10 protein-coding genes and 1 pseudogene are annotated in these 13,756 nt (G+C 40.0%); 9 read left to right on the top strand and 2 right to left on the bottom strand.

Annotated features, from left to right (window positions below):
* The first annotated feature begins 274 nt into the window (after positions 1 to 274).
* From O2S85_RS11690 to O2S85_RS11660, 7 genes and pseudogenes are all read left to right on the top strand, one after another.
* Positions 275 to 2,410: pseudogene (locus tag O2S85_RS11690) on the top strand (type IA DNA topoisomerase).
* Positions 2,411 to 2,624: 214 nt separating this feature from the next.
* A complete protein-coding gene (gene copZ, locus O2S85_RS11685; protein WP_269409513.1) occupies positions 2,625 to 2,831 on the top strand; it encodes a copper chaperone CopZ in 207 nt (68 codons plus the stop codon).
* A 110-nt stretch (positions 2,832 to 2,941) separates the two neighbouring features.
* Positions 2,942 to 3,523, top strand: coding sequence for a YdhK family protein (locus tag O2S85_RS11680; protein WP_269409512.1), 582 nt, complete (start codon positions 2,942 to 2,944; stop codon positions 3,521 to 3,523).
* 484 nt (positions 3,524 to 4,007) lie between these two features.
* A complete protein-coding gene (locus tag O2S85_RS11675; protein WP_439649396.1) occupies positions 4,008 to 4,454 on the top strand; it encodes a MarR family winged helix-turn-helix transcriptional regulator in 447 nt (148 codons plus the stop codon).
* 78 nt (positions 4,455 to 4,532) lie between these two features.
* Positions 4,533 to 5,519: a ring-cleaving dioxygenase gene (locus O2S85_RS11670; protein ID WP_269409510.1), complete on the top strand. Its 987-nt coding sequence runs from the start codon at positions 4,533 to 4,535 to the stop codon at positions 5,517 to 5,519.
* A 52-nt stretch (positions 5,520 to 5,571) separates the two neighbouring features.
* Positions 5,572 to 6,174, top strand: coding sequence for an alpha/beta hydrolase (locus O2S85_RS11665; RefSeq protein ID WP_269409509.1), 603 nt, complete (start codon positions 5,572 to 5,574; stop codon positions 6,172 to 6,174).
* A 211-nt stretch (positions 6,175 to 6,385) separates the two neighbouring features.
* The gene (locus O2S85_RS11660; RefSeq protein ID WP_269409508.1) at positions 6,386 to 7,957 is read left to right on the top strand and encodes an FAD-dependent oxidoreductase; all 1,572 of its coding nucleotides are present in this window, start codon (positions 6,386 to 6,388) and stop codon (positions 7,955 to 7,957) included.
* A gap of 46 nt (positions 7,958 to 8,003) precedes the next feature.
* Here the strand turns inward: O2S85_RS11660 and O2S85_RS11655 are convergent, their stop codons facing one another.
* Positions 8,004 to 9,695, bottom strand: coding sequence for a thiamine pyrophosphate-binding protein (locus O2S85_RS11655; protein ID WP_269409507.1), 1,692 nt, complete (start codon positions 9,693 to 9,695; stop codon positions 8,004 to 8,006).
* A 343-nt stretch (positions 9,696 to 10,038) separates the two neighbouring features.
* Here O2S85_RS11655 and O2S85_RS11650 point away from each other — a divergent pair, with 343 nt between their 5' ends.
* On the top strand, positions 10,039 to 11,970 hold the full coding sequence (locus tag O2S85_RS11650; protein WP_269409506.1) for a fructose-1,6-bisphosphatase: 1,932 nt from the start codon (positions 10,039 to 10,041) through the stop codon (positions 11,968 to 11,970).
* Positions 11,971 to 12,112: 142 nt separating this feature from the next.
* Here the strand turns inward: O2S85_RS11650 and O2S85_RS11645 are convergent, their stop codons facing one another.
* On the bottom strand, positions 12,113 to 12,700 hold the full coding sequence (locus tag O2S85_RS11645) for a TetR/AcrR family transcriptional regulator (protein WP_269412563.1): 588 nt from the start codon (positions 12,698 to 12,700) through the stop codon (positions 12,113 to 12,115).
* Between the two features lie 145 nt (positions 12,701 to 12,845).
* On the opposite strand from O2S85_RS11645, the gene O2S85_RS11640 reads away from it, so the two are divergent.
* Complete coding sequence (locus O2S85_RS11640; RefSeq protein ID WP_269409505.1) at positions 12,846 to 13,754, top strand: ABC transporter ATP-binding protein; 909 nt, start codon at positions 12,846 to 12,848, stop codon at positions 13,752 to 13,754.
* The last annotated feature ends 2 nt before the right edge of the window (positions 13,755 to 13,756 follow it).

The raw sequence follows: 13,756 nt of genomic DNA, 5'->3' as shown, positions 1-13,756 counted from the left end.
AAGATCACAGCAACAGGATATGAAGGAAAAGCATCCTCCATTGTCTGAAACCAAAGTTATAAACAATGAAAAAGAGAGATAAATAATTATTTGGCTGGATTGTTTTATTGGGGTTAAGCACCAAAGGGAAGAGTACGAAAAATGATCAGCAAACTACTGTACATTGGAAGAGGAGATTTATGATTATTAAAAATCCCAAGTGCTTGTTCAACCTTAAAAAAGTCGATCAATACTATTACCTTATATAATAAAGGAGATTAACGAAAAATTGGGACTGACATTAGTTTTAGCAGAAAAACCATCCGTAGCAAAAAACATTGCAGATGCCTTAAACATAAAGCATAAACAGGATGGATATTATCAAGGAACAAATTATATTATTACCTGGGCGTTTGGTCACCTGGTTCAACTCTATGATGCGAAAGACTATGACAGTAAAATGGCGCGCTGGAAGCTGGAGAATTTTCCGTTTATCCCGGAAAATTTTAAGTATAAGGTGAAGGGAAATCCAAGAAACAGAGAGCAGGCAGATCCAGGGGCAGCCAAACAACTGAAGGTGATTCACCGGTTAATGCAGCGAACCGATGTCAATAGGATCGTTTCCGCCTGTGACTATGATTGGGAAGGGCAGCTAATTGGTGATAGTATTATTTACCGGGCCAAACCACAAAAGCCTGTATACCGTCTATTATTAAATGAATGGACACTCGATGAAGTACTTCAAGGACTTGAAAATTTGCAACCGAATAAAACCATGCGCCCATTACAAGATGCTGGCGTATCCCGACAATGGGCGGATTGGGTGATTGGTATTAATTTGACCTCCGTTGCTACACTAAAATATCAAAAGGGAAGGGGAAAGGCGCTCAATATTGGTCGAGTGTTATTGCCGACATTGAAAATTATTTATGATCGCGACAAGGAAATTGAAACCTTTAAACCCGAGGATTATTTTAAACTAACTGCGACATTCCAAACTGTCAGCAATCAATCATACGAAGGTACATATATCGAGGAAAAACAAGAAAAATTCAAGGATAAAACGTATCTTGAGCAAGTCCGCCAGCAGATTCAGGAAAAACAAGGGACAATCACCGACAAACAAGTAGAAAAGAAAAAGGAATTTGCCCCGCTCTTATTTAACCTGTCCAATTTACAAGGGTATATCACCAATAAATTCAAGGGCTGGACATCGGATAAGGTGTTAAAAGTTGCTCAAACCTTATATGAAAAGAAATATATTACCTATCCACGAACATCGAGTGTTGCATTGGAGGAAAGTCTAGTCGGCAAAACAGCCAAGGTTCTGAAAACGTTAGCCGAGGATCTGCCCTATAAAGACGAGATAAAGTTCCACAAATCGAAGCGGGTTTTTAACAATGCCAAAGTGGAAAGTCATAGTGCGATTACACCGACTTATGTGAAACCAAAACGGCTGTCTGGTGATGAACAAATCGTGTACACAGCCATTAAAAATCACTTTATCATGCAATTTATGCCGGTGGCGGAATATGAAGAAACGAAACTGGCGACCAAAATCGAGGCGACAAAAGGGTATTTTGCATCCAAAGGAAGGGTTCAACTTGTGGAAGGTTGGAAAAAGGTTGAAAGCATTCAATCCAAGGAGAATCTATTGCCAAATGTTACAGCAGGTGAGCAAGTTAGTTTACTAGAATCCAAGGTTACTTCGCATGTGACCAAACCGCCGAAACAACACACAGAAAAAACACTATTGCGGGTCATGGAAACGTGCGGGAAAAATTATCGGGACGAAGAAGTGGAACAAATTTTAACCGGATTTAGCATTGGAACCCCAGCAACCAGGGCGGAAACCATTAAAAAATTAAAGGATGTTGGCTATATTTCCGGGAAGGGAAAAAACCTTTCATGCACGGAACTGGGACGAAAGCTTGTTGAAACATTTCCGGTAAAAGATTTGTTTGATCTGGAATTTACCGGACGGCTGGAAATGGCACTTGCAGATATTCAAAAAGGCAAGATGAAGAAACAGGAATTCTTGCAGGTTATTTTTGGATTTACTAACAAATCGGTCGCAACCATTAAAGCGGATCAAGATGTGGTGATTCATGAAGTGTCATCCCCATCGAAAACGCTGGAAGTATTGGGCACATGCCCGGAATGCGGTGGGAAAGTCATTGAGGGCAAAAAAGGATTTGGCTGCAGTAATTGGAAAAACGGTTGCAAGTTTGTCATCTGGAAGGATGATAAGTACTTGTAAACGATGAAAAAACGAGCAACTAAGACGATGGTCAAGCAATTATTGAAAAATAAACGCGCCTATGTCAAAGGCTTAACAAGTAAAAAGGGCAATAAATTTAACGCCTATTTGCAGTATGAGAAAAACCCGGATAAGGCGTATTATAGTTGGAAAATGGATTTTGGGAAGTAGCCGAGTGATAAAAACACATTTCAAAGGGTACCCCAGGGGACAGCATCATCTCCTGGGTTTATGCTTGTCATAATTAGTACCGAACATTTTGCTTCCGGAAAGTTACATGAGCACATGCATTGTAAAAGGCAGTATAATATTTAAACTTGACAATACCTAACAGGGGTATGGTAGGATAGAGGAGGTTAAGGAGGTTAAAAAGGGAGGGAAAAAGTTGAAGAAAACGTTAAATGTTCAAGGTATGTCATGCGGTCATTGCAACATGTCAGTTGAGGGTGCAGTACATAAATTGGCTGGTGTATCGGCAGCTGAAGTTAATTTGGAAGCGGGCAGTGTGGATGTTGTCTTTGATGATTCAAGCGTTAATGTTGATGCCATGAAAGAAGTTATTGAAGAACAAGGCTATGATGTTGTAGCCTAATATAAGAATGAAAAGCTGGTATACGGAAATCAGTACTTATATGTAAAAGATTGAAGGCATGATAAAAAATAAGCCATGGTAGGAATTTATTCAGGTGGAGGTAAGTGATAATGAAAATAAAAAAATTACTCATTGGGTTAGTTTCTTTAATGATGGTTTTTGTTTTGGCGGCTTGTACAGGAAATGATGAAACGTCACCCGAAGATAATGCAGATATGAATAAAGGAAAGTCTGATTCCATGGAAGAAGAAATGGACCATTCCGGTATGGATCATTCAAGTTCAGGTGAAGTTCCGGAAGATTTAACTGTTGCAGAAAACCCAACCTACCCAGTCGGGAGTCAAGCAGTTATGTATGCGGACCACATGAAAGGAATGGATGGTGCCACTGGGGCATTTGAGACAACTGTTTATGCCGTTTCTTATACCCCCACGACTGGTGGAGAGCCAGTAGAGAATCATAAATGGGTTATTCATGAAGAGATTAAAAATGCCGGAAAAGAGCCATTTGAAGCTGGAGATGAAGTAGAATTAACTGCCGATCATATGGAAGGAATGGATGGCGCCACCGCTACGATTGATTCAGCAGAACAAACAACCGTTTATATGGTGAGCTACACGGATACGGAGACTGGTAAGGAAGTGGAAAATCATAAATGGGTGACGGAAGAAGAACTTTCACCGGTGAAATAAATTCATAGGGAACGATAAGCATTCTTATAGGACGAGAAATGCCTCCTGCTGTGGATGTGAAGACTATGATGTAAGGCAACACAGCAAGTAACATCAATTGGGTTTCGGAGGAATAAATATGGAGTGTACAAATATCAATATTGTGGTATACAGTAATTAGAAAGTCATATATTATGAAAAACCGCACCATGCTTCCAACATGGCGCGGCTACAATAAGACCAAACCCCAGCAAGAGGGGCTAGGCAGAAGGTGAAAATAATCCCTCAAGGCCCGCTAAAGCGCATGAGGGATTATTTTTTGTTCTGCCCGTATAACAGTTATTTCTTTTCATCGAAATGGCGAATAGGAATAACCTGTCCTGGATCAGCTTGAAAGGTTACCATTTCACTTTATACAAAACCTGGTAAGAGGCTGTTGACAAATCAACTGATTGGCCATATAATTGCTTCGAATTCGAGATAAATAAGGGAAGGAATGGTATGTGTGGATAAGATTCAACAAGAGGAAGAATTGTCTTTGAAGCTATTTGTTGTTTTGACCCGGGCTTTGGAATCAATAAACAAGCGTGTCGAAGAAGATATAAAATGTTTGGGATTAAACCCGACTGAATTTGCTGTACTTGAGCTCATTTACAGTAAAGGCGAACAGCCAATCCAAAAAATTGGTGAAAAGGTATTGATTGCGAGTAGCAGTATTACGTATGTAGTAGATAAGCTGGAGAAGAAAAATTTATTAAAAAGAAAACCTTGTCCCAAGGATCGACGTGTCACGTATGCGGCAATCACAACAGCCGGTACTGAGTTAATGGATGATGTTTTTCCTAAGCATCAATTGGCTCTAAATGAAATCTGTGCGGGCTTGGATAGTAATGAAAAAAAGGTGATGATTGAACAACTAAAAAAGTTAGGATATCATGCACAGAATTTATAATTTTATTACACCCAACTATCTCGAATTCATAATATATGAAATAAGAATTTTTTTAAATAAGCATTGGAGGATTTCATTATGGAAAATTTAAAAGGTATACATCACGTAACAGCAATTACAAGCAGTGCAGAAAAAAACTATGAATTCTTTACGTATGTTTTAGGAATGCGACTAGTTAAAAAAACAGTAAATCAGGACGATATTCAAACGTATCATTTGTTTTTTGCGGATGACAAAGGGAGCGCGGGAACAGACATGACGTTTTTTGATTTTCCGGGCATTCCAAAAGGGGTTCATGGTACAAATGAGATTGCCAAAACATCCTTCCGTGTGCCGAACGATCAAGCCCTGGATTATTGGGTGAAACGTTTTGATCGTCTTCAAGTAAAACACACGGGGATAAAAGAGCAGTTTGGGAAAAAGACACTTTCATTTGTCGACTTTGATGACCAACAATATCAGTTAATCTCTGATGAAAACAATAAAGGTGTCGCAGCAGGAACGCCATGGCAAAAAGGCCCCATTCCTTTAGAATTTGCGATTACGGGATTAGGACCCATTGTTGTCCGTGTCGATAATATAGATTACTTTAAAGAATTAATGGAGAAAGTTTTATTGTTTAAGGAAGTTGCCAAAGAGGGTTCGTTCCATTTATTCGAAGTAGGGGAAGGCGGAAATGGTGCACAGGTTATTGTGGAGTATAATGCTGTTCTGCCACGTGCACAGCAGGGTTATGGAACGGTTCACCATGCAGCCTTCCGTGTGAATGACCGTACAGGACTGGATGAATGGATGAAGCGAATGCAGTCATTCCGTTTGCCAAACTCTGGTTATGTAGAACGGTATTATTTTGGATCATTGTATACAAATGTGTATCCGCAAATCTTGTTTGAAATTGCGACAGATGGTCCTGGGTTTATGGGTGACGAACCGTACGAAACACTTGGAGAAAAATTGTCATTACCACCGTTCTTTGAATCAAAGCGCGATGAAATTGAAAAGTTGGTTCGTCTCATTAACACAGTTAGAAGTACAAAGGAATTTGTCAAAGAATATGAGGACTAAAATAATCGGATGACAGATCCCAATCGGGGTTAAATAGAGAGGAGTGAAATGGATGAAACATATTTTTAAAGAAGGAAATGATCCATCAAAACCGACATTGCTATTGTTGCATGGTACTGGAGGCACCGAACATGACCTTCTGCCTCTTGCAGATAAAATTGATCCAGATGCCAATATTTTAAGTGTAAGGGGAAATGTCCTTGAAAATAGAATGCCACGCTTTTTCAAGAGATTGGCTGAAGGTGTATTTGATGAAGAAGATTTAGTATTCCGTACAAAAGAATTAAATGAATTTCTGGATGAAGCGGCTGAGAACTATGCATTTGACCGTGGCCATATTCTTGCATTAGGGTATTCCAATGGTGCTAATATCGCAGCAAGTTTACTGTTCCATGATCGGGATGCATTGTCGGGAGCAATTTTACATCATCCCATGGTTCCAAGGAAAGGTATGCAGTTACCAGATTTATCAGATAAAAACGTATTTATTGCTGCTGGTACCCATGATCCTATTGTCCCGCCACAGGAAGCGGAGGAATTGAAATCCTTGTTGGCAGGTGCAGGTGCCAAGGTAGAACTTCATTGGAAAAATGGCGGACATCAGTTGACTTTAAATGAAGTGGAGGCTGCGAGTGCGTGGTATAAGCATGTTTAATTAATCACCTTGTATAAAATAAGTGGTGGAAAATGATAAGGAAGGGAATCACAAAAATTGATACCAGAATCATTTCTAATATCTCGAAAACAAGAAATATGAAATCAGTATATTGTAGAATTCTCTGGCATCATTCTTGTTTTTTACTCCTATGTATAGCACCTTGTTCAAGGGAAAACCTAACCGTATAAACATACTAGGAGGAATTTTTATGCCGGGAAATGAAAATGGGAAAATACCAGAGACGTCCAGATCCTATTGGACAGATGCAATTGATTTGCCAAAGTTCCCTCGTTTGGAGGAAAATATGCAGGTTGATGTGGTCATTGTTGGGGGAGGGATCACTGGGATCACGTCCGCCTATCTGCTCATTAATGAAGGTTACAAGGTTGCGCTCCTTGAGGCTGATAAATTATTACACGGAACTACCGGACATACCACCGCGAAAATCACGGCCCAACATGATATCATTTACGATGAATTGATCCAAAATATTGGTAAAGAAAAGGCAAAAAAGTATTATCAAGCCAATATAGAGGCACTTCAATTTATTCAAGAAACGGTGGAGCAACAGCACATTGATTGTGGCTTTAGCAAACAGGATGCCTATATGTACGCCACTACGGATGAATATGCAAACAAACTGGAAAAAGAGGCAAAGGCCTATGAAAAGCTTGGGATTGATGGCGAGCTGATTGAGACCATTCCTGTTGATATAGAGGTGGAAAATGGGCTGGTGATGAAAAATCAGGCACAGTTTCATCCGATAAAATATCTTACCCACCTTGTTAATGTCATCAAAGAAAAGGGTGGACACATTTTTGAGCATACGACAGCGGTAAATGTGGAGACGGGCAAACAAACCAAAGTTTTGACACGGGATGGGCAGGAGGTCGCAGCGGATTATGTACTGGCTTGTTCACACTTTCCATTTTATGAAGGAGCAGGGTTTTATTCCGCCAGAATGTATGCGGATCGTTCCTATATTTTGGCGGCCAAACCGAAGAAGGAGTTTCCCGGTGGCATGTATATTAGTGCCGGTAAGCCAACCCGCTCCCTTCGTTCTGTCAAAATAGACGGGGAGGATATGATACTGATTGTCGGGGAAAGTCATCGAACCGGTAAAGATGAGGATACGATGAAACATTACCAGGCCTTGGAAGATTTTGGCCAACAACAATTTGGACTGGATGAAATTGTTTATCGCTGGTCGGCACAGGATCTTGTCACCTTGGATAAAGTTCCTTATATCGGCAATGTAACGTCTGATCAGCCGAATGTTTTGGTTGCGACAGGTTATAGGAAGTGGGGTATGTCCAATGGAACTGCTGCCGCATTACTGTTAAAAGACACGGTGATGGGCAAAGAGAATCCTTATCACGACTTATATACACCATCACGCTTTCATGCCGATCCAAGCCTGAAAAACTTTTTAGTTGATAATGCGAAGGTTGCCGGTCATTTAATCAAAGGTAAACTGGGCATCCCAGACAAAAAGATTCGCGACTTATCCAATGGTGAAGGAGCGGCTATCACCGTAAAAGGGGAAAGAAAAGGTGCCTATAAAGATGAACAAGGAAACGTTTATGTCGTTGATACAACCTGTACCCATGTTGGGTGTGAGGTAGAATGGAACGATGCCGAACGGACGTGGGATTGCCCATGTCATGGTTCGAGATTTACGTATACTGGAGAAGTTGTCGAAGGTCCCGCGGAAACACCACTTAAGCAATATGATTATTATATGATCGATAATCTTACTTCAGAGGACTCAGGCTATTGATTGCATACAAAAAAACCTCCTTATTTTGGAAGGTTTTTTTGTATGATTATTTTTTTACATGATTAGGGAAATCTTCAGGCATGGGCTCATCCCACCGATTGAGCGTATTCATTCCTTTTAAAATCTTCGTATGAGGTAGGATAGAAGCGCTGCAGTGAATGTCAACAACTGACGTCTGCTTGGATTGTAATGCGCGATGAAGGGCCGGAACCAGCTCCTCATTTTTTTCTACCCGTTCTCCTTCTGCACCCATTGATTTTGCCATTGCTGCATAATCCGGATTCGGTATTTGTGATCCATCCTTGTTCAGCTCTTCAACAACCATACGGCTCGTTTCCATAAAATAGGCATGATTATTGATGATAATCAATGTTAGTGGAAGTTTATAGGTAACCGCTGTAATCAAATCAATGATTGAATGGGCAACACCACCATCGCCGGCGATACAAACCACTTGGCGCTCGGGGTGCTCCAATTGTGCTGCAATACCCGCTGGCAATGCAAAACCAAGTGTGCGCCATGTACCGGAAACGAGCAATTCCTGTCCACGGTATTGGAAAATCCGTTCCAGCCAAAGTGTATGATCCCCTGTATCTACAGCCATTACCGCTCCCGGATGGATGCACTGACCCAGTTCGGCAAAAACACGGGCAGGGGAAATCTGATCTGATTCTTCCTTGATTTCTGATTGAATTTGCTGATTCCAACGTTGCTTTTTTTCCTGAATTTCTTGAACATAGGCTTGATTGGTATTCGTTTCGATTTGTTCCGTTAATGTGGGAATAATCTGCGCCAGATCACCGGCTAATGAATCTTTGACTGGGTGACTGCGTCCAATGTTTTCCGGTGTGGCATCCAATTGTATGATTGGGATGGAAGCTGGAATATAATCATGCGGCCACCAGGTCGCCCCAAGAATCACACACAAATCTGCCTGTTCCAGCAATTCTCTTGAAATATCTGTTCCAGCCTGGCCCAAACCTCCCAGAAAAAGTGGGTGGTCATTCGCGATAAATGGTTTTGCCGGCATCGTTACCATTATCGGAGCCTGTAGTTTCTCCGCAAATCCAATAGCCTCTGTCTGCGCGTACTGAATGCCGCGACCAGCAAGAATGATGGGGCGTTGTGCTTTGTTAATAGCATTCGCCACCCGCTGGATATCCATTGGTTGGGGTTGTGGTAATGTTTTTGTTGGCAGCGGATAAAAATCGCCATTCACAGGCAATGTCCAAATATCTTTCGGTACAGATAGATGTGCCACACCGCCTTTACCAAGTGCTGTTTTCATGGCGATATTTAGTAGTTTAGGAAAGGAATGGCTATCCGTGACCAGGGAAGAATACTCAGCAAGCGGTGCGATCAACTGCTGCTGATTAATATCCTGGACAGCCCCCGTACCAATTTGTGTCCGTTGTACTTGCCCGGTGATCACTAGAACAGGAGCCTTATCCCGCCAAGCATCAGCCAACCCATTAAGCAGCACGGTAATACCGGGGCCAGAAGTTGCAGTGCATACCGACATTTTTCCTGTTAGTTTGGCCTCCGCACTGGCCATCAATGCTGCGTTCATTTCATGCCTGCAAGCAACGTATTGAATGTTCTGCTGATTTCCCAATTCGTCCAATAAAAATAGAATGCCGTCACCAATTACACCATAAATTCGTTTGACACCCCATTGCGTAAGTTGCTGAATCAAATGCTGGGCAACATTCCTATTACTGCTCAATTCATCTGTCATGCTCATCATTCCTTCTATAGGATAATTGTCACCTTTATTGTGTAGGAAGATGGAAATTATATACTTCTTCTGTGGGATAGGACAAGGGGGACAGGCACCTTATCCTACTATATTTTGGGAACAGATGATAAAAGTGCAGAAATCGCCGTAAAGAGTCAGAAAACCGCCGATAAATTTTGCCACGTATTTAACTAGTTGGTAACCCCCGGCCTCTGAGCGTGCGTATATAAAAGACTATGATAAACAGGTGGAGCTATCCACAAAAAATCTACTGCAAAATGCCGACAAAAGTGTTATACTAATTAAAAAGTAATGTGACATAATTAAAGGGGGATATGGACGGTTGAATACGAAGTACCTGGATTTATTATCAGAGAAATTCGATAGCGAAGAAAAAGTAGTAACAGAAATAATTAATTTAGAATCCATTCTCGAGTTGCCCAAAGGTACAGAGCATTTTGTCAGTGACTTGCATGGGGAGTACCAAGCATTTCAGCATGTTTTACGTAATGGTTCGGGTAAGGTAAGAGAAAAAATAACGGATATTTTTCAAAATAGTTTGTCAGAAGAAGAGATTACAGAATTTGTAACCCTTGTCTACTATCCCGAGGAGAAATTAAAGCTGATTATCAATCAATACAATTCCAAAGCAGAGTTAAATGAATGGTATACAGCTAAAATTCAGCAAATGATTGATTTAATTTCCTATGCCTCCTCTAAATATACTCGCTCCAAGCTTCGTAAGGCGTTACCAAAACAGTTCGTGTATATTATCGAGGAGCTGCTTTATAAAAGTAATGAGTATAACAACAAGAAAACATATTATGAAAAAATTGTTCAACAAATTATTTCCCTCGGACAGGCAGATAAATTAATTATTGGCTTATCGTATACAACTCAGCGCCTCGTTGTTGATCATTTGCATGTTGTCGGTGATATTTATGATCGTGGGCCGGAACCGGATAAAATTATGGAGACATTAATTCAATATCATTCTGTCGATATTCAATGGGGAAATCACGATGTCCTATGGATTGGAGCATATGCCGGTTCAAAAGTATGCCTTGCAAATATTCTGCGGATTTGTGCCCGCTATGATAATTTGAATATTATTGAGGATGCTTATGGGATTAATCTGCGCCCATTACTGAACCTGGCCGAAAAATATTATGATGATAATCCTGCTTTTCGACCAAAGAAGCATTCGGATAAGGAAATTTCAGAGCAGGAAATGAGACAAATTACAAAAATTCATCAAGCAATTGCTATTATTCAATTCAAACTGGAAAGCCCGATTATTAAACGACGGTCCTTTTTTAATATGGAAGAAAGATTAGTATTGGAAAAAGTGGATTATGAGAACGAGGAAGTGACAATCTATGGAAAAACCTATCCATTAGAGAATACATGCTTCTCCACGATCGATCCAGCAAATCCAGCAAAGCTGCTCAAGGAGGAAGAGGAAGTAATCAATAAGCTTTTACTTTCTGTTCAGCAATCAGAGAAGCTCAAGAGACATATGAACTTTTTAATGAAAAAAGGCAGTCTTTATTTAAAATATAATGGAAATCTCTTGATTCATGGCTGTATTCCCGTTGATGAAAAAGGGAATATGGAAGAAATGGAGATTGAAGGACAATCCTATAAAGGCCGTGAACTACTTGATCAGTTTGAAAAATATTTGCGGCAAGCCTTTGCGGATAAAGAAACAACGGATGATCTTGCTACTGATATGGTTTGGTATTTGTGGACAGGAGAATATTCCTCATTATTTGGCAAACGGGCAATGACCACATTCGAGCGCTATTTTATTAAAGATAAAGCATCGCATAAAGAAAAGAAAAATCCATATTATTACTTACGGGAAGACATCGATATGTGCAAGAAAGTGCTTAAGGAATTCGATCTGGATCCAAGCCAGGGTCATATTATTAACGGACACACACCGGTAAAGGAAATCGATGGGGAAGATCCAATCAAGGCGAATGGAAAAATGATTGTCATTGATGGCGGTTTTTCAAAAGCATATCAATCAACTACCGGAATCGCTGGGTATACGTTATTGTACAACTCTTTCGGCATGCAGCTGGTTGCACATCAGCACTTTAATTCTAAAGCGGATGTATTATTAAATGGTGCAGATGTTTTATCTGTCCGCCGGGTTGTGGATAAAGAATTGGAACGGAAAAAAGTTAGGGAAACAAACATTGGTGCCAAGCTCCAAGAGGAAATTGAAATGCTTCATGAACTTATGGCTTACCGTTATATTAATTAATAGAAACAAGCCGGGTGAAAATTTCATCTGGCTTGTTTTTGCTGTTATTTTCTGGGTTATCTTGCATGTTAAGTAAGGGGACAAGTTTCTGGAATATCCAATGCCATTTGCACAAAAAATACAGGACTACACGCAACTGTTCCTAATCTTCTCCTTTTCCAACGATGCCGTAAAAGAATAGCTTGGTAAGATCCTCTGCTATGGGAAGCGCCATTTTAGCAACCTCCTCACGTTGTAGGTACTCCTGAAACATCTGCATATAAAATAAGATTGATTCATTTGAAATTGATGAATCAATATAGCCCTGTTTCCTTCCTTCATCGAAAAATTGAATAAGGAGCGGCAGTGCTTCATTCTTGTATATTTCTTCAACATAGCTTTGTCCGCTGGCGTAATCTTTCATAAAATCTTGAAAAAACCGTTCACTCATCTGTTTGGTTGCCATACTTTTTTCAAATATAATCTTTTTTATTTTTTCATTAAATGGAAGGTCACTGTTCAGGAATTGTTTCTGTTCATCCCATACTTGATCGACATAAAACTTAAAGACGAAACGAACCAAATTATCTTTGCTTTCAAAGTAATTATAGATAGTGACTTGAGATACATGTGCCTTGTTGGCTATCTCGGCAATCGATACCTTTTGTATACCGTATTCCATAAATAAGGCTAATGCCGCCTTTAATATATCGTTTTTCTTTTGTATTCTGCGTTTTTCAAAACCATCCACTTCATTCACCTCAATGTAAGTTTAATAAAATTTATGTAATAAAACAACAAAAATAGTTCATAAACTGTTGCCAAGAAGATTGTTTTTGTATATTATGAACTATATAGATCAAAATATTTCATAATTGAGGGTGGGAGAAAGAAATATGCCTATTTTAAAAGCAAGTCATTTATCAAAAAGGTTCGGCAAGTTTACTGCATTGGATGGTGTAAGTATGGAGGTGAATGAGGGGGAGGTGTATGGTTTTATAGGGCCGAATGGAGCAGGGAAATCAACAACCATTCGAATATTACTGGGTATGTTAAAGGCCACACAGGGAAAGGCTACAATTTTTGGTAAAGATGTTTGGAACGATGCGGTTGATATTCATAAGCGTATTGCTTACGTGCCAGGTGATGTGAATCTATGGCCGAATCTTACGGGTGGGGAAGTGATTGATCTTTTTATCAAAATGAATGGAGGTACCGATCATAAAAAACGGCAAAACTTAATAAGGAAGTTTGATTTTGATCCAACGAAAAAGTGCAGGGCGTATTCGAAAGGGAATAGACAAAAGGTTGCCTTAATAGCTGCATTCGCATTGGATGCGGATTTTTATATTTTAGATGAGCCAACTTCAGGGCTCGACCCCTTGATGGAAAATATCTTCCAGGAATGTGTATTAGATGCCAAAAAAGCAGGTAAAAGTGTACTGCTTTCCAGTCATATTTTATCGGAGGTAGAAAAATTATGCGACCGGGTAGGGATTATTCGCCAAGGTAAGATGGTTGAAACAGGAACATTGGATGAACTGAGACATTTAACCCGTACCAATTTAACGATAAAAACAAAAGAACCAATTGCCTCTCTTACTGAACAAAAGGGGATTCATCATTTGCAAGAGAAAGATTCAGAGATTACATTTCAAGTGGATACAGAGGAAATGGATGCAATAATCCGGTACATTAGCAAATTTGGTATTTTAAAATTAGAAAGCGCCCCACCAACATTAGAGGATTTATTTATGCGGCATTATCAGGAAACTCCGCACATCAATGCCAGAGTGGAGGGGTAGTC

The organism is Lentibacillus daqui, from assembly GCF_027186265.1.
GTDB classification, from domain to species: domain Bacteria; phylum Bacillota; class Bacilli; order Bacillales; family Amphibacillaceae; genus Lentibacillus_C; species Lentibacillus_C daqui.
Note: the sequence above shows the minus strand (reverse complement) of the source record. Positions and strands in the feature narration are given on the sequence as shown.

Bases quoted from the DNA above. Each gene is read 5' to 3' on its own strand.
- O2S85_RS11680 (WP_269409512.1), top strand. From the start codon at position 2,942: ATGAAAATAAAAAAATTACTCATTGGGTTAGTTTCTTTAATGATGGTT.
- O2S85_RS11670 (WP_269409510.1), top strand. From the start codon at position 4,533: ATGGAAAATTTAAAAGGTATACATCACGTAACAGCAATTACAAGCAGT.
- O2S85_RS11665 (WP_269409509.1), top strand. From the start codon at position 5,572: ATGAAACATATTTTTAAAGAAGGAAATGATCCATCAAAACCGACATTG.
- O2S85_RS11660 (WP_269409508.1), top strand. From the start codon at position 6,386: ATGCCGGGAAATGAAAATGGGAAAATACCAGAGACGTCCAGATCCTAT.
- O2S85_RS11655 (WP_269409507.1), bottom strand. From the start codon at position 9,695: ATGACAGATGAATTGAGCAGTAATAGGAATGTTGCCCAGCATTTGATT.
- O2S85_RS11640 (WP_269409505.1), top strand. From the start codon at position 12,846: ATGCCTATTTTAAAAGCAAGTCATTTATCAAAAAGGTTCGGCAAGTTT.